24 protein-coding genes are annotated in these 25,808 nt (G+C 65.4%); 9 read left to right on the top strand and 15 right to left on the bottom strand.

The features are described from left to right. Positions 1 to 38: 38 nt before the first annotated feature. The 6 genes from AC3B5L_RS00290 to AC3B5L_RS00265 all read right to left on the bottom strand — a co-directional run bounded on the left by AC3B5L_RS00290 (position 39) and on the right by AC3B5L_RS00265 (position 11,096). Positions 39 to 6,773, bottom strand: a complete 6,735-nt coding sequence (locus AC3B5L_RS00290) for a DUF7507 domain-containing protein (protein WP_490096037.1) — start codon at positions 6,771 to 6,773, stop codon at positions 39 to 41. 121 nt (positions 6,774 to 6,894) lie between these two features. Then, on the bottom strand, positions 6,895 to 7,362 hold the full coding sequence (locus tag AC3B5L_RS00285; protein ID WP_490096036.1) for an MCP four helix bundle domain-containing protein: 468 nt from the start codon (positions 7,360 to 7,362) through the stop codon (positions 6,895 to 6,897). A 161-nt stretch (positions 7,363 to 7,523) separates the two neighbouring features. Continuing rightward, entirely contained in the window at positions 7,524 to 9,314 is a 1,791-nt protein-coding gene (locus AC3B5L_RS00280) for an RNA-guided endonuclease InsQ/TnpB family protein (protein WP_490096035.1), read from the bottom strand. Between the two features lie 51 nt (positions 9,315 to 9,365). Then, positions 9,366 to 10,004, bottom strand: coding sequence for a PIN domain-containing protein (locus AC3B5L_RS00275; RefSeq protein WP_490096034.1), 639 nt, complete (start codon positions 10,002 to 10,004; stop codon positions 9,366 to 9,368). Further along, a complete protein-coding gene (locus AC3B5L_RS00270) occupies positions 9,994 to 10,767 on the bottom strand; it encodes an ImmA/IrrE family metallo-endopeptidase (RefSeq protein ID WP_490096033.1) in 774 nt (257 codons plus the stop codon). The genes AC3B5L_RS00275 and AC3B5L_RS00270 overlap by 11 nt, the downstream gene beginning before the upstream one ends. Beyond that, complete coding sequence (locus AC3B5L_RS00265; protein ID WP_490096032.1) at positions 10,764 to 11,096, bottom strand: helix-turn-helix domain-containing protein; 333 nt, start codon at positions 11,094 to 11,096, stop codon at positions 10,764 to 10,766. Before AC3B5L_RS00265 ends, AC3B5L_RS00270 begins: the two co-directional genes overlap by 4 nt. Positions 11,097 to 11,344: 248 nt before the next feature. On the opposite strand from AC3B5L_RS00265, the gene AC3B5L_RS00260 reads away from it, so the two are divergent. From AC3B5L_RS00260 to AC3B5L_RS00250, 3 genes are all read left to right on the top strand, one after another. Beyond that, complete coding sequence (locus tag AC3B5L_RS00260) at positions 11,345 to 12,490, top strand: DUF4062 domain-containing protein (protein ID WP_490096031.1); 1,146 nt, start codon at positions 11,345 to 11,347, stop codon at positions 12,488 to 12,490. A gap of 65 nt (positions 12,491 to 12,555) precedes the next feature. Then, entirely contained in the window at positions 12,556 to 13,323 is a 768-nt protein-coding gene (locus AC3B5L_RS00255) for a DUF4145 domain-containing protein (protein ID WP_490096030.1), read from the top strand. A 145-nt stretch (positions 13,324 to 13,468) separates the two neighbouring features. Continuing rightward, entirely contained in the window at positions 13,469 to 14,392 is a 924-nt protein-coding gene (locus AC3B5L_RS00250; RefSeq protein ID WP_490096029.1) for a hypothetical protein, read from the top strand. Here the strand turns inward: AC3B5L_RS00250 and AC3B5L_RS00245 are convergent. Beyond that, complete coding sequence (locus tag AC3B5L_RS00245; protein WP_490096028.1) at positions 14,389 to 14,613, bottom strand: hypothetical protein; 225 nt, start codon at positions 14,611 to 14,613, stop codon at positions 14,389 to 14,391. The genes AC3B5L_RS00250 and AC3B5L_RS00245 overlap by 4 nt on opposite strands. Positions 14,614 to 15,014: 401 nt before the next feature. On the opposite strand from AC3B5L_RS00245, the gene AC3B5L_RS00240 reads away from it, so the two are divergent. Then, positions 15,015 to 15,404: a hypothetical protein gene (locus AC3B5L_RS00240; RefSeq protein WP_490096027.1), complete on the top strand. Its 390-nt coding sequence runs from the start codon at positions 15,015 to 15,017 to the stop codon at positions 15,402 to 15,404. Between the two features lie 23 nt (positions 15,405 to 15,427). Continuing rightward, positions 15,428 to 15,715, top strand: a complete 288-nt coding sequence (locus tag AC3B5L_RS00235; protein WP_490096026.1) for a hypothetical protein — start codon at positions 15,428 to 15,430, stop codon at positions 15,713 to 15,715. Between the two features lie 283 nt (positions 15,716 to 15,998). On the opposite strand, the gene AC3B5L_RS00230 is transcribed toward AC3B5L_RS00235, so the two are convergent. Further along, positions 15,999 to 16,547 carry a hypothetical protein gene (locus AC3B5L_RS00230; RefSeq protein ID WP_490096025.1) on the bottom strand — a complete coding sequence of 183 codons (549 nt, stop codon included), beginning with the start codon at positions 16,545 to 16,547 and terminating at the stop codon, positions 15,999 to 16,001. A 145-nt stretch (positions 16,548 to 16,692) separates the two neighbouring features. On the opposite strand from AC3B5L_RS00230, the gene AC3B5L_RS00225 reads away from it, so the two are divergent. The 4 genes from AC3B5L_RS00225 (at position 16,693) to AC3B5L_RS00210 (ending at position 21,747) form a co-directional block, all read left to right on the top strand. Then, entirely contained in the window at positions 16,693 to 18,090 is a 1,398-nt protein-coding gene (locus AC3B5L_RS00225) for a phosphoribosyltransferase-like protein (RefSeq protein ID WP_490096024.1), read from the top strand. 779 nt (positions 18,091 to 18,869) lie between these two features. Continuing rightward, positions 18,870 to 19,886: a metallophosphoesterase gene (locus tag AC3B5L_RS00220; RefSeq protein WP_490096023.1), complete on the top strand. Its 1,017-nt coding sequence runs from the start codon at positions 18,870 to 18,872 to the stop codon at positions 19,884 to 19,886. A 175-nt stretch (positions 19,887 to 20,061) separates the two neighbouring features. Next, positions 20,062 to 21,081 carry a discoidin domain-containing protein gene (locus AC3B5L_RS00215; RefSeq protein WP_490096022.1) on the top strand — a complete coding sequence of 340 codons (1,020 nt, stop codon included), beginning with the start codon at positions 20,062 to 20,064 and terminating at the stop codon, positions 21,079 to 21,081. 99 nt (positions 21,082 to 21,180) lie between these two features. Continuing rightward, complete coding sequence (locus AC3B5L_RS00210) at positions 21,181 to 21,747, top strand: hypothetical protein (protein WP_490096021.1); 567 nt, start codon at positions 21,181 to 21,183, stop codon at positions 21,745 to 21,747. A gap of 73 nt (positions 21,748 to 21,820) precedes the next feature. Here AC3B5L_RS00210 and AC3B5L_RS00205 read toward each other — a convergent pair whose 3' ends face one another. The 7 genes from AC3B5L_RS00205 to AC3B5L_RS00175 all read right to left on the bottom strand — a co-directional run bounded on the left by AC3B5L_RS00205 (position 21,821) and on the right by AC3B5L_RS00175 (position 25,525). Continuing rightward, positions 21,821 to 22,093 carry a hypothetical protein gene (locus AC3B5L_RS00205; RefSeq protein ID WP_490096020.1) on the bottom strand — a complete coding sequence of 91 codons (273 nt, stop codon included), beginning with the start codon at positions 22,091 to 22,093 and terminating at the stop codon, positions 21,821 to 21,823. Between the two features lie 282 nt (positions 22,094 to 22,375). Continuing rightward, positions 22,376 to 22,825, bottom strand: a complete 450-nt coding sequence (locus tag AC3B5L_RS00200) for a hypothetical protein (protein WP_490096019.1) — start codon at positions 22,823 to 22,825, stop codon at positions 22,376 to 22,378. After that, positions 22,826 to 23,329 (bottom strand): ImmA/IrrE family metallo-endopeptidase, encoded by a 504-nt coding sequence (locus AC3B5L_RS00195; RefSeq protein ID WP_490096018.1) that lies wholly within the window; start codon positions 23,327 to 23,329, stop codon positions 22,826 to 22,828. A 176-nt stretch (positions 23,330 to 23,505) separates the two neighbouring features. Next, on the bottom strand, positions 23,506 to 24,060 hold the full coding sequence (locus tag AC3B5L_RS00190) for a hypothetical protein (protein ID WP_490096017.1): 555 nt from the start codon (positions 24,058 to 24,060) through the stop codon (positions 23,506 to 23,508). Positions 24,061 to 24,119: 59 nt separating this feature from the next. Further along, a complete protein-coding gene (locus AC3B5L_RS00185; RefSeq protein ID WP_490096016.1) occupies positions 24,120 to 24,374 on the bottom strand; it encodes a hypothetical protein in 255 nt (84 codons plus the stop codon). Positions 24,375 to 24,665: 291 nt separating this feature from the next. Next, positions 24,666 to 25,187 carry a hypothetical protein gene (locus AC3B5L_RS00180; RefSeq protein WP_490096015.1) on the bottom strand — a complete coding sequence of 174 codons (522 nt, stop codon included), beginning with the start codon at positions 25,185 to 25,187 and terminating at the stop codon, positions 24,666 to 24,668. Positions 25,188 to 25,378: 191 nt separating this feature from the next. After that, positions 25,379 to 25,525 (bottom strand): hypothetical protein, encoded by a 147-nt coding sequence (locus AC3B5L_RS00175; protein ID WP_490096014.1) that lies wholly within the window; start codon positions 25,523 to 25,525, stop codon positions 25,379 to 25,381. Positions 25,526 to 25,808: the final 283 nt, after the last annotated feature.

Below are 25,808 nucleotides of genomic sequence, written 5' to 3'. Positions count from 1 at the left end.
TGGCGGGTGATTCGCACCCGCCACGGACCACTTCTCGGTCAGCGCTGCTCCTGCTCTTCCTCTCGCCGGCGCACCCGGGTGAGGCCGAGACCCAGCCCGGCGAGGACCATCACTCCCCCGAGGAGCAGCCCTCCGGCCATCAGCGTGCCGCCCGTGACCGCGAGACCGGTCGGCGGGGTGGGGACCACTCGGGTGATCGTCTGCGAGGTCGGCGGATCGATGGGCCCGTCCGGCGTGTTCCCCGTCACCGTCGCGACGTTTCGTACCTCGCCGCGACGCACGTCCGCGGCGTCGATGGTGTGCGGGGGCACTGTGCATGTCATCTGCTCCCCGGAGGCGAGGCTCGTCGCCGGGCAGGTGACCGCACCGGCCGTCGGGTCTGACACGGCGATGTCGGAAACCGTCTGTGCCCCGGTGTTGGTGACGATGATCGTCCACTCCACGCGATCGCCGAGGTCGATGATCCGGTTGGCGTTGACGTCGACGGTCGTCGCCCGCTTCTCGATCGCGAGGGAGTTGGTCCCGTCGAACGGCACCTCCACGGTCGACGGCGGTGACACCGGCGGCGTGCCCGTGGGCGGTGTCGCCGTGGCCGTCGCGGTGTTCGTCAGCCGTCCGGAGTCCACGTCGGCCTGAGTGGTCGTGTACGTCGCCGTGCAGGTCACCGTCTGCCCCGGGATGATGCGGGCCGCTTCATCCGGGCATGTGACCGCCGACAGCTCGCCCTCTCCGGAGAAGTCCGTGTCGTCCACCACCACGTCCGCCAGCGTGACGTTGCCCGTGTTGGTCACGACGAAGGAGTACTCCAGAGTCTCCCCCACGGTGGTCATCACGGCCGGGGTCGCGGACTTCACGATGTTCAGGCCGGGGGCGGGAAGCGCCGGGACGCGCGTCTCCGACGGCGGCGACACGGGAGGCTGCAGATCCCCGGGCGGGTCGCCGGTCGCCGTGGCGGAGTTCGTCACCTGACCGGCGTCGATGTCCGCCTGCGTCAGCACGTACGACGCGGTGCAGACGAGCTGCGCCCCGGGGGCCATCGATGCGGTGCCTGCCGGGCAGTCGATCGCCGACAGCGTCCCCGTCCCCGAGAACGCCCCCTCGTTCACCACGACATCCGTCAGCGTGACGTTGCCGCTGTTGGTCACGACGAACGAGTACGTGACCTCCTGGCCCACCACATAGGAGTCCGGAGCATTCGGGGTGGCCGACTTCACGACCGTGATCGCCGGGTTCCGGTCGCCGGGGACCTCGACCGTCGACGGCGGCGTGACCGGCGGCTCGCTGGTCGGCGGTCCCGTCGGGGGCTCCCCCGTCGCGACAGCCGTGTTCGTCAGTCGCCCGGCGTCCACATCGGCCTGGGTGACCACGTACGGCGCGGCGCAGGTCACCGTCGCTCCCGGGGCCAGCGATGCCGCCTCGGCAGGACACGTGACCACCGGCGCGGTTCCCGTCCCCGAGAACGACACCTCCTCGACACCGACGTCCGTCATCGTCAGATTGCCCGTGTTGGTGATGAGGAACGAGTACGTGATCGTCTGCCCTGCGGCCGAGATCTCGGTGAGGTCCGCCGTCTTGGCGACCGTGAGGGCCGGCGACCCGTCTGACGGCACCCTGACCGTCGACGGCGGCGACACCGGCGGCTCCCCGGACGGCGGCGTTCCCGTACCGGTGGCCGTGTTGGTCACGCCGCCCGCATCGATGTCGGCCTGCGTCACGACGTACGGTGCGGTGCACGTCACCTCCGCCCCCGGGGCGAGCGATTCTGCTCCCGCGGGGCAGGTCACCACCGGCGCGGTCCCGGTACCGGTGAACGAGACCTCGTCCACGCCCACCTCCGTGAGCGTGACGTTTCCGGTGTTGGTGACGAGGAACGAATAGGTGATCGTCTGCCCGGCGGCGGTGATCTCCGTCCGGTCGGCCGTCTTCGCCACGGTCAGCGCGGGTGCCGGGTCGCCGGGGACCAGCACGGTCGACGGCGGTGAGACCGGGGGTTCGCCCGTGGGCGGCGTACCGGTCACGGTCGCGGTGTTCGTCACCCCGCCGCCATCCAGGTCGGCCTGGGTGACCACGTAGGGCGCGGTACAGGTGACCTGGGCTCCCGGCGAGAGCGATGCGGCTGCGGCGGGACACGTCACGACCGGAGCCGTGCCGGTTCCGGTGAAGGTCGTCTCGTCCACCGTCACGTCGGCGATCGTCATGTTCCCCGTGTTGGTCACGAGGAAGGAGTAGATGATCGTCTGGCCCGCTGCGGTGATCGTGGTGCGGTCGGACGACTTCACCACCGACAGTCCCGGTGCCGGCGTCGACGGCACCTCGACCTCGGACGGCGGCGACACCGGCGGCTCCCCCGACGGCGGCGTTCCCGTCACGGTCGCGGTGTTCGTCACACCACCCGCATCCACGTCAGCCTGCGTGACGACGTATTCCGCCGTACAGGTCGCCTCGGCTCCCGGAGCGAGCGACGCCACCGCGGCCGGGCACTCGATGACGGGTGCCGTCCCTGTGCCGGTGAACGAGGCCTCCGTCACCTCGACATCCGTCAGCGTCACGTTGCCGGTGTTCACGACGAGGAAGGAATAGGTGATCGTCTGCCCGGCGGCCGTGATCTCCGTCCGGTCCGCCGTCTTCGAGACCGACAGGCCGGGCGACGGCTCCGACGGCACCTCGACCTCGGACGGCGGCGACACCGGCGGCTCCCCCGACGGCGGCGTGCCCGTCACGGTCGCGGTGTTCGTCACCCCGCCCGCATCGATGTCCGCCTGCGTGACGACGTACTCGGCGGTGCACGTGACCTGGGCCCCGGGTGCCATGGTGGCCGCACCCGCCGGACAGGTCACGACGGGAGCCGTCCCTGTGCCCGTGAAGGTGCCCTCGTCCACGGTCATGTCGCGCACCGTGACGTTACCGGTGTTGGTCACCAGGAACGAATAGGTGATCGTCTGCCCCGCCGCCGTGATCTCGGTTCGATCCGCGGTCTTCGCCACGGTCAGCGCCGGCGCCGGGTCACCCGGGATCTCCACCGTCGACGGCGGCGACACCGGCGGCGTGCCGGAAGGCGGCGTTCCGGTCGCCGTCGCCGTGTTCGACAGCTGCCCCGAGTCGACGTCGGTCTGCGTCAGCGTGTACGTGGCGGTGCAGGCGATCTGCGCCCCCGGCGCGAGCGCCGCGGCCCCCGCCGGACAGGTGATCGCCGACAGCTCGCCCGAGCCCGTGAAGGCCGTCTCATCCACCGTCACGTCGGTGAGGGTCACGTTGCCGGTGTTCGTGACGACGAAGGTGTAGGTGATCTCCGTTCCGACCGTGTAGCCGGCGGCGGTCGAAGGATCGGCCGACTTCACGACGGTGATCCCGGGCGTCTCGATCGACGGGACCTCGACCTCGGAGGGCGGCGACACCGGCGGCTCGAGGGTTCCGGGCGGGTCACCGGTCACGGTGGCGGTGTTCGTCACGCCGCCCGCGTCGATGTCGGCCTGTGTCACCTCATAGGTCGCAGTGCAGGTGACCTGGGCCCCGGGCGCGAGCGATGCCGCGCCCGCGGGGCAGGTGACGACCGGAGCCGCGCCGGTCCCGGTGAACGACACCTCGTCGACGGTCACGTCCGCGATGGTCACGTTGCCGGTGTTGGTGACGAGGAAGGCGTAGGTGATGGTCTGGCCCGCGGCCGTGATCTCCGTCCGGTCGGCCGACTTCGCGACCGTGAGGGCGGGGCTGCTCGGCACGGTGACGATCGCGGTGGAGGGGGTGGAGACCGGCGGTTCGAGGTCGCGGGGCGGCGTGCCCGTCGCCGTGGCGGTGTTGGTCACCTGACCCGCGTCGACGTCCGCCTGCGTCGCCTCGTAGGACGCGGTGCAGGTGACCTGGGCGGCCGGAGCGAGTGTGGCGGCGGCGGCGGGGCAGGTGATGACAGGGGCCGTGCCCGTGCCGGAGAAGGCGGTCTCGGTCACGGTGATGTCGGTGAGGGTCACATTGCCGGTGTTCGTGACGAGGAAGGCGTAGTCGACGGTCGCCCCGGCGGCGGTGATCGACGTCGGGTCGGCGGTCTTGACGAGGCTGATCGCGGGCGACTCGTCCGCAGGGACCACCACGGTCGAGGGCGGTGACACCGGCGGTTCGCCCGTGGGCGGCTCCCCGGTCACGGTCGCGGTGTTGGTCACCCCGCCCGCGTCGATGTCGGCCTGGGTCACCACGTAGGGAGCGGTGCACGTCACCTGCGCACCCGGAGCCAGCGATGCGGCGGCCGCGGGGCAGGTGATGACAGGAGCCGTACCCGTGCCGGTGAAGGCGGTCTCCGTCACCCCGACGTCGGCGATCGGCACGTTTCCGGTGTTGGTGATGAGGAAGGAGTAGGTGATGGTCTGACCCGCGGCGGTGATCTCCGTGCGGTCCGCCGACTTCGTCACCGTGAGCGCCGGAGCGGAGGTGACGGGGATCTCGACGGTGGACGGCGAGGACACCGGTGCCGTGCCGGTCGGCGGCGTGCCCGTCGCGGTGGCCGTGTTCGTGAGCGCGGACGTGTTGTAGTCCGCGGCGGTCACGGTGTAGCTCGCGGTGCAGGTGACCTCGGCTCCCGGGGCGAGGGATCCGGCGCCGGCCGGGCAGCTCACGTCCAGCGCCCCGGTGCCCGAGAAGGCCTCCTCATCGATACCCACGTCGGTCAGGGTCACGTTCCCGGTGTTGGTGACGAGGAAGGAGTAGTCGATCGTCTGTCCGGCGGCCGTGATCGCGGTCGTCTCGGAGCTCTTCTCCAGCGAGATAGCCGGAGCCGGGTCCACCGGCACGCGCACGGTCGACGGCGGCGACACCGGTGGCGTCAGCGACCCCGGCGGCACGCCGGTGGCGGTCGCGGTGTTGCTGACCGATCCCCCGTCCACGTCCGTCTGCGTCAGGGTGTACCTCGCGCTACAGGTCGTCTGCGCACCCGGGGCGAGGGGGGCGACCGGGCACTCGATCGTCGACAGGGAGCCGGAACCCGTGAACGCCGTCTCGTTCACCGCGATGTTCGAGACGGTCACGTTGCCCGTGTTGGTGACGATGAACGAGTAGTCGATCACCTGTCCGACCGTGAAGTCGTCCGGTCCGGACGGGGTCGCCGACTTCACGACCGTGAGCGCCGGGGTGCGGGTCGTGGTGACCGTCGCGGTGCTCGGGTTGCTCTCCACACCGGTGTTCGCTTCAGAGGTACCGGTCGCGAGCGCGGTGTTCGTCACCGTGCCCGCATCGATGTCCGCCTGCGTCAGCGTGTATGCCGCCGTACAGGTGGTGTTCTGCCCCACGGCGAGCGTCGTCGCCGCGCAGCTCACCGCCCCGAGCGTCCCGGTGCCGCTGAACGCGGACTCGCGGATGCCGAGACCCGATACGGCGACGTTGCCGGTGTTGGAGACCGCGAACGAGTAGGTCACCGTGTCCCCCGCCGCGGAGGCGGTGGTCGGCGTGACCGTCTTCGTCAACGCCAGAGACGGCGCCGGAGCCGTGATCGCGAGGGCATAGTCCTCCACCTCACCCGGGCCGCCGGTCCCCGTCGGGGTCGCCGTGGTCAGACCCGTCCCGCTCTGGATGCGGAACCGCGCGAACGTCTGCCCGCCCACCGTCTGGGAGGCGATGCCGGACCAGTTCAGCGTCACCGACGAGCCGTCCGCCGTCCCTGCGGGCACCGCCGCGGTGGCACCCTCATTCGCATCGAACACGCCGTTGCGGTTGAAGTCGATCCAGCCGACCAAGGTCGCCGGCACCCCTGGCACCTTGTTCGACGCCAGCACCGACACCGAATACGTGTTGGTCACGCTCGCCATGATCGGCCCGAACGACGCCACCCCCGTCTCGTCGTTGATGGTCTGGTTCGGGGCCGTACCGCCGACCACGTTGTCACCCGTCGCGTTCGCGCTGTACTGCATCGCGCTCTCGGCATCCGCAGACCACCCCAGATACGTCGCCGCGTTCAGCTCCTGGGAGACCGAACCGTAGCTGGCCGGCGCATCGCCGAAGTCGTCGGGGATGGTCGTACAGGAAGGATTGAAGCCGTCGATGCCCTCGCCACCGCTCTGCGCCCGATAACCGCGCACGACGATGTCGCTCGTTCCGGTCGTCCCGGCCAGCCCGCATCGCGGTGTGGGCGTGTCGAGGCCGCCGTTGGTGTTGAAGTTCTGGCCTGCGGTGAGCACGGTGGGAGTCGCCGCGAGGTTGACCCGCAGCTCGCCGGCCGCCGTGAAGGTCATCGGACGACACGTGATCTGCACCGAGGAGGGCCAGCGGGCGCCGTTGTCGCCGACGAAGGTCGTACCGGTGATCCGGTGCACGAAGGTGTTCGCCGGACACGTCGCCGTCTGCACGTTGCCGCGACTCTGGTCGTAGACCGGTCCGGTGATCCAGGTGGGGTTCACCGTCGCGGTGATGACGCCCGCGTTGCTCACGGTGATCGTGGAGCACTGCAGGCTGAAGCGCGTGAGGATCGAGTTGCCGGTGGCGCCCGGGGCATCCGCCGTCCGGTTCTCCGTCTGCACCGCGGTGAGGACCGAGTTCGCCGGACACTCCGTGGGTGCCGTGAGGTCCTTGTCGGAGCCGACGATCGGACCTTCGTACGAGACGCCGAGGTACAGCTGCGCCGGGTCACCAGGGGCTGCCGTCGCGGGCAGCACGGGCGCGACGAGCGACCCGAGCACGAGGGCCAGCATCGTCGCCACCGCCCACGGTCGTCGCGGCGACAGCAGGCGTCGTCGCGTTCTCCGGTCCTTGTTCTTCTGTTCGCGTTCGGAATTCGTATGCAGAGAGAACTGCATGGACACTCCCCTGTTCCGTGCCCAGTTCACCCACCCCTCCGAACTGGGATACGGCTGAGAGTAGGGGGAGCGATCAGGGAACTCCAGGGTGACTTTCGTCCCTCCAGGATGAGGACGTGAGTCAGTTCTCCTGCTCGGCGGACAGGCCGAGTCGGTGGCGCAGAGCCGCGGCGCGCTCCTCGAGTTCCGCACGGATCTCGTGGGCGGCGAGCGAGCCGCCGGAGAGGAAACCCGCCTCCAGTGCCTCTCGCCACCGGCGGTTCACCTCGGCCAGTTCACGGGTGAGGCGCTCCCTGTCCTCGTCCGAGAGCAGCTCCGGCGGGGCGGCGTCCTCGTCCATCTCCTCGTTCTCGGGGACCACGTACCACCGGAAATCCTCGCGCCCGCGGGCGTTGTTGAGTCGCCAGAGCAGAAAGAGGGACAACAAGGCGCCCGCTCCCCCGACCGCCATCATCACCCAGGCGATTCCCGGATCGCTGTCCGCGATGCCGACGCCGTACCAGAGAAGCAGCAGCCCCACGAGGACGAGTGCGACGGGAAGGACGATCCGGACGACGATCAGTCCGGCGGTGTGCATCCAAGGGCTCATGCGCTGAGACCGTTCTGTCGACGTTCGCGGGGGAAAACGAAAGAGTCGGTCAGACTCTGACCGACTCTTTCATGAATTCACCCGCTGTGGGGTGGTTCATGAAATCCGCGATCCCAATCGGGAGTAGGGCTCGTGAAACGGGGTTCTCGGCGCTTTCCACGCTAAGCTCCCCGATTTTCCACGGCACCCCGGAAACCCTTGAGTTTCCGCGGATCTGAACTTGCCTGCACGCTCCGCCCAACGGCACGCTTCCGCCTGCGAGATACGCCCGTGGACGCCTCGGATCGGTGGCTTCCTGCTTCATGCGGGACGGCTCCAGCAAGCTGAAGTCTGACGTCCCGTCCACAGGCGTAGACCGCGGGCCCCGCGGCAAGGATATTGGTCGCGGCGTTATAGTCGCGGTCCAGGCTGACTCCACAGGAGTCGCACTGCCAGGCGCGGACGTCGAGCGGCTTCTTACCGCCGCTCTCACCGCAGACCGAGCAGATCTGTGTAGAGGCAAAGAACCTCGGCGCCTTGACGAGGTCGACTCCCTTCCGGGCGCACGCCTCCTCGAGGAACGAGAGGAACTGTCCCCAGCCAGCATCGTTGATGCTCTTGGCCATGTTCGTGCTTGCCATGCCAGCGATGTTCAGGGTCTCGATGACGACCGTTTGGTTCTCACGGCTGAGCTTCGAGGCGAGCTGACGGGCATGGTTCTCACGGAGGTTTGCCACGCGACGATGTGCACGAGCTCGCGCTCGCTTCGCCTTCGCGTAGTTGGTGCTCCCGGGAGTCTTCCGGGAGAGGTTCTTGTCGGCGCGGCGGAGACGGTCCTCGGCCTGGCGGTAGTGACGGGGGTTGACGATCTTCTCGCGCTTGCCGTCGGAGTATGTGATGGCGGCGTAGTCGTTGAGGCCGACGTCTATGCCGGCGGCGCGTGGTTGCCGCGTCGGCTGCTTCGGCTTCTCCATGGGGACGCGGACGACGAAGGACACCCAGAACGTTCCATCGGGATCTTCTCGCACGGTCGCAGCACTCGGGTATCCGAGGAGGGGTCGGTGCCAATTGACGTGAATGTCCTGACTGATGTTCGCAAGGTGCAGGCGACCCCCACCTTGCCCTGTGTTCTGCCACCCACCACGGATGGTGAACGAGTCCTCGGCGAATCGAGCAGACTTGCGGGCGCTGCGACGAGACTTGAAGCGCGGGCGTCCGATCCGGCGACCGCGGATCTTGCCGCCAGCGGAGTCGAAGAACCGCTGATAGGCAGCGGCGGCATCGTGCACGGCCGCGCTTAGTGCCGAGTGAGAGATATCGCCGAGCCACGCAGTGTCGGGGTTCTTCCGAGCCTCGGTCACGAGCGTCTTCGATGCGTCGTAGCCCGATGGGTGCGGCTCACCGGCGGCGTACCGGTCGCGTGCGAGGGCGATGTACGAGTTGTAGACGAAGCGGCACGATCCGAAGACGCGCCGGAGCTCATCGACCGCGCTGGGCTCCGGGTGGATGCGGTAGCTGAAGCGTTTGACGCGAACGGGGCCCTCGTGGGCGGCGCGCTTGCGGGCCTTCAACGTCGCACGAGCTTCCGACGCGGCGGATCCGCAGAGGACGCATCGGCATCCCCAGTGGTTGTAGCCTCGCGTGGTGCCGTGTTCGTTGGTCGGCATCGCGGCGAGCTCGGGCTTCACGCGGGGCTTGCGGGTGCGAGTCTTCGATGACGTCCGCGCGACCTTGTTGCAGCGTTTGCAGCGACAGTTCCAGAACGTGTAGCCGCTGGGCGTCCCGTGGGCTGCGTCGGGCATGCCCTCCGCCAGTCGCTTTGCTCGGCGTGTTGCCGCGGCGGCGGTGTTCGCGGCCCGGCACTCGGCGCACTTCGGACGGCAGTGAGCGTAGGCCCGCGTGGTGCCGTGCTCGTAGCCCGGAGGCAGCGTTGAAGTGTTCACAGCACTTCCATGCGCGGTCTTCTGGGCCATGATGACCATGTACGCGGCGGGCGGCGATTGCAGTAGAGCTACTGCGCGGAGTTACTTCTTCGTCGCGTACTTCTGTTGATGCGCGAGATAGATCCGCTTGTCTGCGAGCTGGTTACGGTTGGCGTCGCGGTCCCATCCCGGGAGACCGTCATCGTACTGCGCGATGGACTCGTATCTGCTCTGCATCTCGCCACGGTCTTGAACGAGCCCGTAGCCGGCAGCGGCGACGAGCACGCCGACGGTGGTCAGGACCTTCAACCCGTACATTCGTGCCTTCTTCGTCCCTTCGCTCTCGTCGATGAGCACTACCACTGACTGTCCGTCCGCGGTCATCCGTAGCGCATGAGCGAGGACGAGGGTTTCTCCGAGATCCTTCGGTTCCTTCACGCGACGGATCATAGGGATGCCCGCGACTCGCTCCACCTGACGAACGAGGTTCTTGTCTTCAGGGTCGTCGGAAAGCATCTGGATGCGCTGAGCCTCTAGCAGCGAGGTGAGCCGTCCGGGGCATGCTGAAAACCTTGCTCCGTTCGCACGTTCGGCTTTGTTGTGGATCTCATCGTGCACGGTCTGAGGCATGAGAAGCGTGCGCTCGCGCAGGTCGATGACATCGCAAAGCAGGTCCTGCTCGCCTGCCGCAAGAAAATTCAGAGCAGGGCCCGCGTCGATGATGAGGGGATTACCAGTCATCGTCGCCCGCGTCGAAGGATCTTTCTTCCACTCTTGGCTGAACGACTTCGATGCCAGCATCCTTCAGCAGCTCGTCGGTGACCGAGACTGCGTTCATTCGAAGTCTGGCGAGCATGACGTCGTCGACATGACCGTCCTCGAACGCAGCGGTCGCGGCGGCGACGATGGACCGCGGGGGGCGTTCCATCCGCGCGGCGGCCACCTCACCCGCACGTTCCGAGTCCCATCCATAGCGAGTTGCGTACCACGCGGCACTTTTCGACATGGCCGCCTCTTTGCCGGCGGGATCAAGGCCAAGACGCCCCAGCTGGATACCGGCCACCTTGGGCGAAACGCCGAAGTGACGGATGACTTCGGAAACCAGCTCGGCGCCGGTGTGCTTCTCCTTCAGGCGTCGAACGCCGTCGAGAGGTGCGAGGAAGTGTCGAGCGAACGCGTGCGCACGAGTCTCGGACGCACCTGCCGTGTGCACGGTCTCGAGGGTGTCGTGCAGATCATCCGCAAGGATGTGTCCCAGCTCATGCGCGAGCGTGAACCGTTGCCGCTCTGGAGAATCGGTTGCCGCCGCGGCGACGATGATGTCCCCCGTCTGCGGGTTCCGTCGAGTGAAGCCGTCGTGGTGGTCTGGCATCCGGATGATGAGGACGTCAGCGCCCACTGTCTCTTCGAGAAGTGCAGCGACGTCGGCGATGGGCGCGAGCCCCAGGCTCCAGTCATGACGGGCCCTCTCTGCGAGGTGCTGGCCGTCTGCTTCAGCTGTCACCCGATGTAGCCGGCGTTGCGCAGCTGAGCTTTCGCTTCAAGGTAGAAGCCAAGCTCTTCGACGACGCTTTTCGCATCGTCCGCTGGTGTACCGGTAGTGCGAGCTGCAGTCTGCAACTGATCCAGGGTGTCGCCGTGACCGAGCACGGTGGACACGAAGCAGCCGAGCGCTGCTGCGATACCGACAACTTCACCCAGGTGCGGCTCTTTGCCCCCTGACTCGATGCGACTCCACGTCGCTTGAGAGATCGGAGAGCGCGCCGATGCATCGGCCTGCGTCAGTCCGATGTCATCGCGGAGCCGCGCGATGCGGTCACCAATCAGTGTCATGTTGCCCCCTGTCTTGAATTAGAGTAGCGGAATTTTATTCACGAAAGCTGTGTGCGTGGTATAACGATTTCTTCTCGTGGTTGTCTTCCGACTTCTCGTGAAGATTTTCCCGACGACTACTCCCGAGTCTTCCGCGATTTTCGCGGCAGTTTCTTGTCTATGCGCGATGTAGCCACCGCGTCGCCTCTCAGCTCGGACGTCGTCGACCGGGCGTGGACGGCGTCCGACTCTCGTGGTGAACTGTTGCTATGACCCAGGCTTCTCTCATCGTTGACCAGCGTTCCGCTTCGATGGTCGCCTCCGATGATGACATCCGCGTGTGGGCTCGTGGGCGGCGCATCTTCGTCTCGAGCCTAATTGGAGGGATGACCGCAGAGCGCGCAGCGGTTCGGGCGGCCATCGAGGCGGTCGGAGCCGTTCCGGTGATGTTCGAAGAGGATCTTGGGGCCCAGGACGTCTCTGCCGAACAGGCATATCTCTCCGGTGTGCGCTCCTCGGAGATCTACGTGGGGTTGTTCGGTCCGAGGTACGGCATGCGCATGGCCGACGGCAACTCAGCCACTCACACTGAACTGCTCGAGGCAGAGCGTGACGGCCTCAGACTCTGCTTGTTCGTGAACGGTGACACATCGGGCGACATGGACGGCACCCAGCGCGATGTCATCAACGGCCTCCGGAACCTCTACACGACAAGTCCTTGGCACAACGCTGAGGACCTGGGTCGACGGGTGGAGCGACGCTTGAGGGACCTCGCGTCGGAAGAACTCGCGCCGTGGGTACGCGTCGGGCGGACGATCTTCCGAGCTAAAGAGCTCACTAGCGATGGAAAGACCATCACTGTCACCGCGGACATCCTGAGCCCGGCCGTCCACTCCGAGCTGGTGAGGCTGCGAGACAGCCGCTCGACGGTGGCGTTCGCCGCTCCGCATGACGCGCGCTCCGTACAGTTCACCGACCTCACGACGCGCACCGTGTCGAATGCGCGCCACGAGGAGAAGCTGACCCTGGCAGCCGGCGAGCGAAGCTCGCATCGGATGCCGATGAGCGTCAACGGGATCAGCGCCGACGAGATACTCCGGCGGTCACTGTCCGACGGACTATTCGGAACGAACGAGCTCGGCACGCGGGCAGGTCACTTCGCACAGCCAATTGACCCCTTCGAAGAAATCCGGAGCGCAAACCTCGACGACTCCATCCTGCGCCCGGTGGCTCGTCTGCTCTTCACCCAGCGACTGCTCGCTGATGGAGTGGCCTCAAGAGTCGACGCTTTCGCGCTAGGCCCTAGCCATCAGGGCCGCCGTTGGCTCAGGGCAGCCTGGACGCCACCGCAGGTGTACGTGAACGTTCCGGATCCGACCGGCGGATCCGTCGAAGGCGTCGTCGTCGGGTTGTAGATCGCGGCGACTGCGACGAGCCAGCAGGACGGTCGAACGCCCGCACCGGGCGGTACGTTCGATAGGTGCATCATGCTCTCGAACCGCTCGGCACCTGGCTCCGTGAGGCGGACTGGCCCCACCACCCATGCCCCCGGTGCGGGCATCCCACGCTCGAGCCCGGGAACCTCGATACGCACAAGGATCAGGTCTCGGATGAGCTCGTCGAACTCGTGCATCGAAACTTGGAACCTCCTGGCGAGCTCTCCGGCACATTCGATGGTCACCTGTCATGCACTCGTGCATCCTGCGGGCAGGCTGTCTCGGTCGCGGGCGACTGGAGATACGTTCTTGACTTCGATGAACAGAACTACCGCGAGACGTTCTCCGACGAGTACCTCGTGCGCTACTTGAACCCCGCCCCAGTGCTGATCGACTTGCCAACGCGCACGCCGAACACCGTCCAGGACGCGGTGCGCGCCGCCAGCGCGATCATCTGGTTGAACCCGAACGCGGCCGCGAACCAGCTCCGCCAGGCTGTCGAAGAACTCCTGACTGCGAAGAAGGTGAAGCGGTGGACGCTCACCAAGAGGAGCAAGAAGGAGCGGTTGACAACGCACCAGCGTCTTGAGCTTTTTCGGGCGATCCACCCTGAGGTCGCCGACGTTCTGGAAGCCGTCAAGTGGATAGGCAACAGCGGGTCCCATAACAACGAACTCACCACCGCTGATGTGCTCAGCGGCGCTGGATATCTCGGTCTTGCGCTACGTCGCCTGTACGACAGATCTGACGCGGAACTCCTCGCCCAGGTCAGGGCTGTGAACAAGCGACGCGGACCAGCTCGCAAACGCTGAGGACTCGGTGCGGGCGGGGAGGTGAATCACAGCGGTTGTCGCTCCCTCGACTCCACGATGCCTCGACATCCGTGCGAAAGTAGCCCGACGCACTCCGTGGGGTGGATCAGCGCAAGCAGTCGGAGGTTGGCGATATTCTCACCACATGTCCGCACAGTCACCCGACGAAGCCATCCGGGGTCTCCTCCTTCATCACGTGCTCACCCTCGCAGAGGGCGCGAGCGCGCCCGCAGTCGGACCCAGCGCGTTGCTCAGTGCGTTGCAGCACACGCACCCCGAGCTGACAGAGCACACGTTCGGCCTGCACGTGAAGTACCTGCAGCACCGCGGGCTCGTTGACGCCTCCTGGACTGCGGGCGACATGCCCTGGCTTGTGAGCCTCACCCCAGAAGGACGCGAAGAGGCAGCGGCGTTCGCGCGGGACCGTGACAATCCGGTACTCCGGGTCAAGCAATTGCAGGATGACTACCTGAATTGGCTCTACATCCAGATCGAGCATGAGGACCGCTCTCCAATCCCGGATGACTTCCTCGCAACGAACCCGGCATTTCTCGGCAATCCGTTTACAGCGAAGGAGCTCGAGAAGGCCGGCGCACGTCTCCTCGACGCGGCCTACATCGAGGGCCAAACAGCGTGGCAGTACAGCGCACCCCTACGCCCCCGGCTGACGGCGAAGGGTCGGTACACCATCGAATCAGGCCGCTCAGTGCACGACGCTCCGCCAGCCGGCCGCCCTGTGCAGAACTTCACGACGAACGTCAGCGGTAACGCCAACGTCGCCATGGGTGACTACGCCAACCAGAACCTGACCGTGAACAACGGTTGGACCGAAGACATCACCCGGTTCCTGGACGCTCTCAGCCAAGCATCGCCGACCATGCCCGCAGAGGTTCAACAGGCGCTCGCCCCGGAGATGGAGAGCGCTCGTCAGGGTGTGCAGGAGCAGGACGCGTCAAGAGTGCGACGGGCGTTCGGAGCCATCGCCGGCTTCCTGGGTGATCTGACCTCTGGAACGCTCGCGAATCTGCTCGCCACCCAGGTTCCGCCGCTCCTCGCGTTGCTGCCCTAGGTGAGGCGAAACTCGAACGGTTCGCCGTTCGATACCGCAGCTGCGTAGTCGTGCAGTTGCTGTTCGGTTAACTGCAGCGGCGGTCCGTGGGACGCGAAGTCAGCGATGACAACGTCCAGCGGAAGCCCCGCATGAGTGCGACGGAACTCTGCATCCGCAGCATCCAGGTTCGCTCGCGCCTGCGCGTACAACGCCTTCATTCCTTCTGGGTTCTCCTTCATGGGAGAAGCGTAGCCGTGCGAGTGGTGATGCCCTTCGAGCACGTTCAACCCACGTGTCTTGCTGAGCTCGACTCACTTTGAGCAGCTCCGGCAAAGCTAGTGCTGAGCAGCGATCCCGCTGCGACAACCGCTCCGACGAACAGGAACGCGGTCGCTACGTCAAACGTGTTCGCGACCACGCCAGCGAGCAGCACGAATACCACGGTGTGGAACGCTGTCCATCCGGAACTGCTCGTGCACGGACACATGCATGTTCCGGGAGGTGGCGCCACGAAGGACGGCCGACGGGTGGCGAGCATGGGCCGGGACACTCAGCAGGGCAGTCTCGGGATCCTCGACATGCGAACTCTCAGGATGCAGACACCCTCACTCCGAGACATCCGCACCGCGGCGGCACAATCGTGACCGACGAAGCGGTGAACCCTTGGGCGAAGGTCATCGGGCCCTGCTACACCGTTGCCTCGCTCGCGCGCGCTCTCGGATGGGCTGAGGCGGAGATCGCGACCGCCGCGAACGCCCTGATGATCCTTGAGCTCGAGACAGTCGAGGGAACGCTACTGTACCCCGCATTCCAAGTCCATGACGGTCGCGTCGTCGATGGACTGCAAGAGGTCCTCCGAGTGTTGGCCACCGGTACCGGGTCGAGATGGACATGGGCGCAATGGCTCAACACCCGACTCACCGACAGAAAGGGAAATGAAGAACCCAACGCCATCGAGCAGATACGTGCAGGTCACCTAGAGGACGTCCTCCTGGAAGCCCGTCATGACGCAGCATCTTGGAGCAGCTAGACGCAAGACGCTACGCTCTCGCCATGGCTGAACACCGGCAGCGAACTCAGCTCATCGCCACCGATGATGCGGGCAACGACTACGAGTACTTCGAAACGTACGTGCCGTTCGACGGCGAGCACTATCGAGAATGGATTGTCGAAGAACTCCCCGAACAACGCTTCCGACTCTGGCGCATCGACCCCGGCTACCCCGCGGCGGGCATCGTGTCGTATCGCCGGGACGTGGAGTGCGGTGCCGCGCAGTTGAAGAGCGCTGGCTACGAGGACGAACCCCGTGTCAGGCGCCCGAAACCTGGCGGATCCGTCTGACGACGAGGACTTCACCGTCGCATCGGTGCGACCGTCCGCTTCAAAGCCGGACCGTGGCATCGTGAATTTCGACGTCAAGGTCGTGAACCAGCGCGGCGAGACGGTGCAAGAGGGTGAGTGGGTTGTGATGTTCCACCGTCGCTGACGGTGACCACGAAGAGAGGCGACGCTCGTTCTGTGACGAGCGCCGCCTCTTTCGTTCTATCTACCTGCGTCGCAGGCTTACACGACTCGTCCGTCCGCCGACGCCAGGAGATCGAGTACAAACGCTCGGGCGACTGATTCAGCGCGAGCTCGCCGGAAGACGAGTGTTCGGACTCGGATCGTCGGCGAGAACATGGTCATCATCTTCGTCGGACGCAAAGATCCTCCACCCGCGAACCTGTGATGCGCGGCCGCGTTTACGCAACGACCACAGGATGCGCACGACCTTGATGGCAAGGATGCCGAGGTTCAGGAGAATCACTCCCGCGAACACCGCGAGCAGCACGACGGAGAGCTGAAGGGGCGATCTTAAAAGCTCGCTCACCACACCCCAGGCGGTGACGTCCGGATTCGTCGCTTGTTGCTCAGTGACGAAATCAAGGATGCTGGGAACCGCCGGCACGGCCGCGATGAACGCAACAAGCAGGCTGACGGCGGCGAACCGATTCGCGATCCGCGCTGCCTTCTCACTCGCGCGGGTCGCCGCGCGCTCGCCCATGATGGTGACACCGCGGCCAATGACCTCAAGCATCGCGGGAACGCCGAGCGCCCCGAGAACATGGGACGCGATGTCGCGAGCGCTTCCGTGCAGGATGTGGCCGCCCCGCGTCTCCTGCTCGAGTTCCAAAGCCGCCCGGTAGATACGACGGACGTCCTTCGGTTTCGTTGAGACCGAGCCGCTGCCCGAGGAGAAGCTCGCGTCAGCCGCGGAAATCCTGGAACGCCTGCGGGACAGGAACCTGTTCGTGCGAGCGTTCGCCTTCGCTCAGAAGATGCCGTTCGACGCCTACAGCACGGATCCCGCGGCCCGGGAAGCGAACGAGCGGTTTATCCGCGAACTGTCCGGTCAACCCGAGCGACGCGACGCGTTCGTCTTACAGCTGGTGACTCACATCGAGACCATCGCCGCGCACCTCGGTAGGGCTGGGCAGCTGACGGAACTCCCGGGGAACCTGCACGACTACATTCGAGTCGACCCACCCACCAGCTCCGGTCGCGGCTCCGAGTCGGACCAAAGTCGCGCGTTCCTCATCGAGGACCAGCGAGTGTTCAAGGTCGAGAAGGTGCGGGCGGAGAATCGAGGCTGGGCGGATGCCTACGTCAACACCAAGGACGTCGGGTTCGTCTTCGCCCCTCGCGAGATCATGGACATGGTTCACATCGCCGCTGAGGTCAGCGCCCGCACGATGTACGACGTCCGCATTCCGCAGGAAATGCGCTCGTACGCCAAGGTGGGCGGCAAGTCGATGGATACGACACGTCGTGACCTGGGGGATGCAGGCTTCTACGACGCGCTGCCCGGCGACCTGCGCCCTCAGCCTGCGTTCCTCAGCCAGAACGACGCGAGGGCCAAGCTGAAAGAGGTCACCAAGAACCTCTTCGGATACATGGGGCCGGACAATGGCGCAGCGACGTCCATCCTCAACGAGATGCTCTCCCGGTCCGACGCGAACGAGGCACTGAGGACCTTCGCAGCGGAGCATCCGGAGTTCGCTGAAGCACACGTCGCCCCGCTGGGCGAGCCCAAAGACGGCTCGGCCATCCACACCTACCATCTCGGCGACTCCGCGGAAGATCTGGGCTACACCGTCTCCACCATCGAGGCCGCCCTCGGATCGGGCAAGCCCGTCATCTTCGTCGACGACATCATCGGCCGAGGGTCGTCCGCCATCAGTATCTTCGAGGCTTGGCTGGGCGTGGAACCCACGGAAGACCTCGACGAAGAGCGCGGCCCTGCGCTCGGACCGAAGTTGCAGAGCGCCATCCTCGAGGGCCGCATCGCGGTCGTCACGACCGCAGGTTTCCCGACAGGTAAGGCGGGGCTGAGTGCACGACTCGTTGAACTCGGGATCGATGCCACCGTATATCCCATGCTCGACGCAACCGAGCTTCCGACCGTCGAGAGTGTTCTCACCTCCGCAGGGATCTCCGCGGAGCAGCAGAAGGAGTTCATCGACGAGTGCCGGCGGATCGGTGAGCAGCTTCTCGACGATGGCGAGGAACGCCACGACGCGGAGTGGCGTGCACAACGCGAGTTCGGTTACGGCAACTTCGGGCTCCTCATTGTCAGCTCGTACAACACTCCGACCGTCGGCCTGACCGTCATGTGGTCCGAGGGGACAGCAGGCGGCAACAACTGGCGGCCGCTACTGCCTCGCCGGAAGCGCTGACCGCTTCCACCGGTGGGTCCACCTTCGACAGCTCGCCGGTGCCTCACCGCGCTCTGAGCGCAGCGCTCGGTCGCGCGCCCGCTTGCCTCCACATCAGCGCGTCACCAGTGGCGGACCGCATCGAAGGTCCTGAAAGGCGAGCCAAAAGCCTGGTGCAAAAGGGCTTATGACCAGGCTGAGGGTCGTGCTGCACGCTCGAAACATCACGTTGCCGGATCAGAGAGTCGCCCTTCTCCGCGATGTGCATGGCACAACGTCGGCTGGATGCGTCCATCGTGTACTCGTCGAGGAACGCGAAGCGCATCCCGATGCGCAGCTGCGTGCTGCTTCGCGACGAGAGGGGTGGCCTCCGGCGACCCCGGCTGGCGGCGAGCCTGCTCACGATTGCTCAAGAAGGCCACGGCCGGCACGAGCGTGAATGTTCAGCGTCTGCCTTCACCACGCGGGACCCTCCTTGATGTCCACCCGCACTTCGAGGACATCGCTGGCGACCGTGTCGACGTCCGCTCCCCAGGTTCCGGGAACGCCGTGGCGCGTTCTTATACTTCCGGCGAGTATAAGTTCGCGCGATGATCACGTCCCTTCCGTACGCCGGGTGTTCTACCGAACCAACCCCGTGTGGTCCGGAGCGGGCTGCTCGAAGGACCCCGTGCTGGAGGTGCACGGTGCAGCGAGCGACCTCCCGCTGCTTCGAGCATCGCGATGACGCGGACCTGGCACCCTCTCTCGGGTAGATGACGGGGTAGAGGACAAGTAACAGGCCTGCTAAGAAAGGCCTTATGCTTCGACTTGCGCCATTGTCTTACGCTCGACAGATCTCCCTGCCAGACCGGCAAGTAGTTGTCTGCGGCGACTGGCACGGCAACATCGGCTGGGCGCGTACGATTGCACGGGCCTTGCCGCATGTCGCACCCGACGTCACAACGATGCTGCACCTCGGCGACTGGCAAATGGCCGCAGCGGCTGTAGACGATATCTTCGCCGGCACCAACATTGACCGTATCTACGTCACTGCCGGCAACCACGAACAGTGGGACGAGATCACCCCACTGCTCGACAAGCATCCCGGCACCGCAGTACGCGTCTCAGACATCACGTGGATGCTGCCTCGTCCGGCGTGGATGTCCGTTGCGGGCCGAAGGGTCCTCTCACTCGGGGGCGCTGCGTCCGTCGACCGTGAGTCGAGGATTGAAGGCCTTACTTGGTGGCCCGATGAAGCCATCACAGACGCCCACGTCGCGGCCGCCATCGCCGGAGGTCCCGTGGACCTGATGCTCACCCATGAGTCCCCGGCCGGCACTCCTGTTCGTGTTGTGCGTGAGATCCTTCGCACGAATCCCCACAGGTTTCCGAAGTCGGCACTCGAAGCGTCCTCGGCGTCTCGCGCGCGAGTGAGTGAGGTCTGGAATGCGGTGCGACCCGAACTCCTCATCCACGGGCACCTTCATGCAGCAGGTGGCGGCCGAACCGACGACGGCCGCCGCGTCGCGAGCCTTGGGCGCGACACCCATGAGGGGAACATCGCGATCCTCGACATGGACACGTTGAAGATGTCAGCGCCGAGCCTGCGGGTGATCCGGGCGACGGCCCAGCGATACGAAGACCGCGACGTCGAGCGCGAGTGGCGGATGAATAGCGTTGCCGCCGCACTTCACGATGCGACCTTGGATGGGAAGGCGCCGACACCCGATGCGATCCGAGACGCCTGGGCCTACATCGACGGGCATCGCACCCTTGACGAGATCATCGATGATGTTCGTCGCCGCCACACCCGCCATCCCAAGGAGGAGCCATGATGGGCGGGCCCGCGGGAGGACGAAGCGCCGGACGGTCGAGAAGACGTCGCCGTGAGTTTCGGGGCTACCGTTCTTGAGACAGCAGCTGACGTGGAGACCAGCGGGCGCGCTGTCCGCGTGACGCAGGCGGAGGACGGCATCAACGAAACGCTTGACCACATCTGGCGTCGCTACCTTGGCAGGCCTCAACGCCCAGAACCAGTCGTGGTCGAACTGGACGTATAAGGTCAAGGGCGGCGACGCCGACGGTCAGGGATACTGGGGCTTCTACTCGAACAACCCGAGCCCCGTGCCCGTGATCAACACTGACAGTTCGGCAACGTTCATCCAGAAGCTGCAGCGCTTCGGCACCGCGAACTTCACCGCGAACGACCGCATGGCGGCGACCGTGAAGAAGTACTCCGGCGGTTCGAGCACGTTCAACCCCGTCACGGTCAGCAAGTCCGGCTGGACGGCAACGGCATCCTCGGTGGGCGCTGGCGCGTCGCTCGCCGGCGGCATCGACGGAAACAACTCGACGCAGTGGAACACGGGCGCCGACCAGGCCAACGGCCATTGGTACCAGGTCGACATGGGGGCGAACCGCACCGTCGCGATGGTGACGGTGCAGACGCCGAACGGTCAGCGCGATGACTACCCCCGCGCGTACGTGCTCCAGCTGTCGACGAACGGCACCACCTGGACGACCGTGGGCACCGGGATCGGCTTCGGCTGGAAGCGGCCGATCTCGGTCACGCCGCAGACCGCTCGCTACATCCGAATTACGCAGACCGGAACCGCCACCAACTGGTGGAGCGTCGATGAGGTGACCGTCTACTCCTCGTACTGCCACCGCATGCGGGTGGTGCCGCTGTTCAGCGGCACCACCCACTTACTCATCAAGGCAGTCTCTGGCACGAAGAGTCAGCTACGAAGGACCCTCGCCACGAGCATTAGACTCCGCGACCGCCATCCATGCGAACAGCAACTGTGCTGTCACCGCCGGGTCCATCGCCGGCGGCACGTTCTCTGTGTGTTTGCCTGCGTGCACGAGGCGGTTCCGCTGACTGGTGAGGATCTTGGTCTTCCGGAACAGTTCCGGGTCATCTCTCCGGAGCGACGTACCCGCGAAGTTAGCCCAAACAGAGTCGACCAGGTCGGTGACATTGGATCGGCGCCTAAGAACGGAGTCCAGCTCGTCACGATCCCCCTGTGACGTCACGGAGCGCAGGACCTCTTTCGCTCGAACCTCGCATGCTGTGGCCGCCACAATCCAGGCGCGGTCTCGGTCGTTCATTGCATCCGCATCGGATAGGTGGAACGCGTCCGCCAACAGCGATTCGGCAATACTCGGACCTGTTCCCGCCGACACCGCGGCGGCGATCCGGGCGAAGTCAGTGTCTTCCAGGCGCAAGTGGGACGAACGGACCGTCGTGGTCTGCGCCGCTCCGAGCCCAAAGATGAACTCTCCGGTGTCGCGGTTCTCAAGCGCCGCGACACCGTACTGTTGCGGCTGGTGTGCGGCGAGCCCAAGCCACGTTTGTCGGGGTGCGGCGGCACGGAAGTGGCGAGTGAGTTCGTGGGCCACCTCATCGGCGATGGCCCGGCCGGCACGCAGATCTCCCTCGACAATCGACCGAAGCTCGTCTGTAAGTACCATCGGCTTCGGGGACGACACGTCTGTTTCGGTTTCTACCGCCACTTCGACAATCAGCACCCCTGCCGTACGGCTGTCCCTGCCCGGCTCTTGAAAGACAGGGCCCGCCTTGACCAGAGACGGCAACGCCTGGTGCGAGATCGACTCCGGGAGCGCGGAGAAGTCACCTTCCGTCCCAGGGAGGCGCACTTCGACCCGCCGCCCATTCCGGACCATCTCGAATGACGCACCGATGAGCTCGACAGCGATCCAAAGTTCCGGCAGCATGTACCGAACACGGACAAGAGCGTCAGTCATGCTAGAGGTTCGTGTAAAGCCAGTCCGTGACCTCTTTCGGAAGCCCCCAGGATGACCACGACCGGCCCGTGACATCCACGACAATCAGGTCGTCATTGGAGTCGATGTACTTCTGAGCGCCCTCACGAAGTGCACCCGCAGTCAACGTCGTCTTCACGAAGAAGCTGCTCTTCAGAGGCTTCGCCCACGTCTGGTGTGACTTCAAGTAGGTGATGAGAGCGTCATAGTTCTGCCCGGTCTTGTTCAGGTCATAGTTCACCCAGTGCACTGCCACGTTTTCTCCCCAGCGTTCGATACCCGCGGCCGCGGGTGGGACAAACCTAGCGCGAACGGCGATGTCTGATACTTCTCTTTATTGGTGATCAGCCGAATCCTGGCAGATATGTAGGGGTCCGCCGTTGGCTCGGTGCTCGAGTACGCCTTAGCGACGTTTTCGCAAGTCGCGGGCAGGCGAGCGCGTACCGGCTGTGCTCGGCGATGATCCGATAGACGGTTCCCGGCGATCCGGTCGATGAGGACGCGGCAACTGTTGAAGCGTCAACTGAGCGATGCGCGGTTAGGACGGTGCTGCGGTCGGGTCCGTTGGGCGCTTGTCCGAGTTGAAGAGGTATCTGGTGACCACTGCCATCAGGCCCACCGATTCGACGACAGTTCCCGTGATCCACGCGATGATGACCGTGCTCTCCACGTTTGCACCAGCGCCGAGGAAGAAGTGGCACAGGATCATCACATTCGGCAAGGCGATCTGGATGATGACGAGCCACAGGATGACGCGGCCGAATGTCTTCTTGAGCGAGTGGTCGAATCGAGCACCGTCGAGCACGATCTCATCGACCGTCAGGCTGCTCCTCTGCCGCCGCTTCCAGGTGCGGGGGTCGTACCATCGGACCGCCCCCGTCGCGGTCGGCAACGAGTAGTCGTCGGGTTCCGCCGGCGTCGGGCTGCTGCCTTCGATGAGCCGCTGAATCTTTGCAGCTTGCGCCGCGGCGTCGTCGTTCGTCGGCATCTACAGCTTGCCGTCACGGGACAGGTTGTCGATGCGGTTGTTCAACGCTTCCTGGGACACGCGCAGGCTCTTGGCGACAACGGCCCGACTGACGTCCGCAGCCAGGAGACGACGAATGACGCTGCGAGGCATCAGAAGAGCGGCGCTGAACGAGTTGGCGAAGACCTCCTCCGGGTCGCGTCCCGTCGTCGCACGGGTGTCGCGACGCTCCACTCGGATAGCGGTGTCTCCCTTGGGGATCCGCACCAGATGGCCAATCTCATGAGCAGCGGTGAAGCGCTGTCGGCTGACGCTGTCGTCCGAGTCCATGTAGATCTTGTCGTTACCGTCAGCATCGCGCTGAAAGATTCCCGACACATCCGACGGCAACTGCGCCGTGAACACCTCTGCACCGAGCCGCCTGGCGATGACGACTGGGTTGACCGGAACCTCGTTCACGTCCCAATAGTCGGAAAGGATGCGTTCGGCTTCCTCTTCGGCCTCAGCACGAATCTCGCGGGTCACCACAGCCTCCTCTCCCAGTTCCCCTTAACCTATCGTCGTCGTGAGCACCATCACCTAACACCCTGCGGCGAGTGAGGTTGTTCTGGCCACATCTATGCGCAGCCCAAGCCTCCTCCTCGCCAGTCCCGTGACATCGTCTCCCGGCCATGTCGGCCAGAGCTGGTCGTGCCGCCCTGTCACATACGACGTCGCGGTCGTGGCCCGTGTTCGTCGAGCTCGGCCTTGCGCTCCCTCAACGCCGCGACCTCCGCGCGTGCCTTCTCGGTCAACGATTCGCCGCGGGCCAGGGCCTGTGCGATCTCCAGTCCAAGTCGTAGCTGCGCCTCGACGTAGTGGTAGCCCGCACGATAGTCCGGAAAGAGGTTGCGTTCCCCGAGGAGCGTTACGACGTCCAAGAGAGCGCTACGTGCGTCCTCGTCGTCAAGGTCACCGATGACGCGCAGCAGCGCCGGCTCATAGTGCTCATACCAGTTTTGGGGCAGAAACACCTCTACAACGAGGTCCTGGAAGTGCAGTTCATCCAGCGAACGAAGAGTACGGAGCGGAGCGAGAAATCCGTCAGCGATCCGTCCGGCAACGCGGCGACGTTCATCGGCACGCTCGTGTTCTGCGGCGGCTGCGTCCCGTCGCTTCTGGACCCGTTCCTGACGAACCGCGAGCCCCCAGTTTCCAAGCATTCCAAGACTCACACCGGCCAACGAGCCCACCACGGCGATAACAGCATTCTCCACGATGAGAGCCTTCCGTATTCGATACCGCCCCTCAGGAGCGACACGATTGAGCAAATCGCTCAGCCCAGCGGGTTCGGGATCCTGTTTATGACGTTGCGCAGTCCCGCATCCTGGACCTGCTGTTCGAGCGCGTTCCCCGGCCAGTCTTTGAGCGCCGCGACAACGATGTGGCGGTGTTGGATAGTCTCCACCGGGCGTGAAAGGCGTCGGGCAGCAGCTCGTGCCGCGTTTTTCCACTGGTCGGCCTCGTCGTCGGTGGCGACGTTGACCTGCATGTGCCCACGGCGACGCAGCTGCGCCTCGATGTCGCCCATGAGGTCCATGCTCATCGCGTCTCGAAGTCGTCCGTGCTCTGGCCGTGCTGCAGCCACCCGGTCGTGTCACCCGAAGTGTTCGTCGGGCCGCTATCGCCGGCGGTGGCGTCGTCGTACTCAGGGCGTCCCATTGTCGCTCTCCTGGAGGGTTCCGAGCACGCGACTAAGGGTGCTGCCACCACTTGCAGTCAAGGTGCCGAGGTTGTCGCCGCCAATGTGCAGCCCTCCTGATGCGGGTGCTGAACCGTCACCACTGGCGACACTGTCTTCGTAGCCGGGTCTTGCCATCTTCTACGCTCCTAGGACTTCAAATCCGAAAACTACTGCCAATGCTGCCGCGGCGACCGCGAGTGCCGCGAAGCCGATCCAGACCCACGCCGCGCGGGCGCGAAGGTCGCTTTCGCGCTGGGTAATCGCGGCGGCTTTGTCCTCGATGAGCTGGGCTTCGACCGCGAGCGCGCTCATCGCCGAGTCGGCGTAACGGTCGACGAGGCGCCGTGCCTGGATGCCGAGGCGGCTTCCAGGTCTCATGGCGACGGCCGCGCACGCGAGAGCGATGCACGAGAGGGCGAGGGCCACAACGCCGAGCCACGGTGCGTGTGTCCACAGTTGAACGGTGGACGCCGCGACGAGGACCCCGGCGGAAACCGCAAGGAACGACGCCTTGTTCGTCACGCTGGCGGTCCGCTCTGACGCGTCCGTGGTGAGTTTGTCCAACTCATCATTCAGAAGTCGCACGCGCGCGAACCGGGCGCGCTGCACCTCGTCCTCAGCCGGGCGCTCGACGGGCGCGGGCTTCTCCATCTCCGTCACACCTTCACAGTAGTAGCGAGCACAGACATCACCCCAGAGCCGATCCCGGTTCCTTAAGGCACGGCGCATGGGCTGCGCAGAACATCAGCACGCGAGTGCCTCTGCGGGTCGTCAACCGGATCGCTGATGGCCTCCTTCGCAGCCACTATGAATGAACTACCCACTATTCCGGCGCTCGGGATCGCTGCACCTCACGCGCGACGAACGCGGACCGACTGACTCATGCCAGCCACGAGCATGCGCCCGTTGGAGATCACCACTTCGGGCCGGTAGGCGTGGTGGTACTCGTATCGGTACTCCGCCTGTTCCCGCACGCTGCCGTCGGTTAGCTTCACCACGGTATGGCCATCCCACCCCTTCCACGCCCCATTGACATGCAACATCGTTGTACCTCCCCAGGTGTATGGTCATCGACGCCGCCAGCGTACGAGAAGGCTCGGACATCACAAGGTTCGCCCCGGGATGGCTTTGGACGCGCACGATGCGAAAGGCCAGACGCTCGGGGACCGACGACTCCCGCGCGCTCGTCACGAGCAGGGAACTGAGAAGTGTCGCTACGGGTGATGAGGTGCCATTTTTGAGGGCGCAGATCACCGGGCCTCGTTACACGACGACTCCGTT

It is taken from the genome of Microbacterium sp. C-MGS6, from assembly GCF_058140415.1.
The sequence above is the reverse complement of the archived record's forward strand: the minus strand, read 5'-3'. Positions and strand labels throughout refer to the sequence as shown.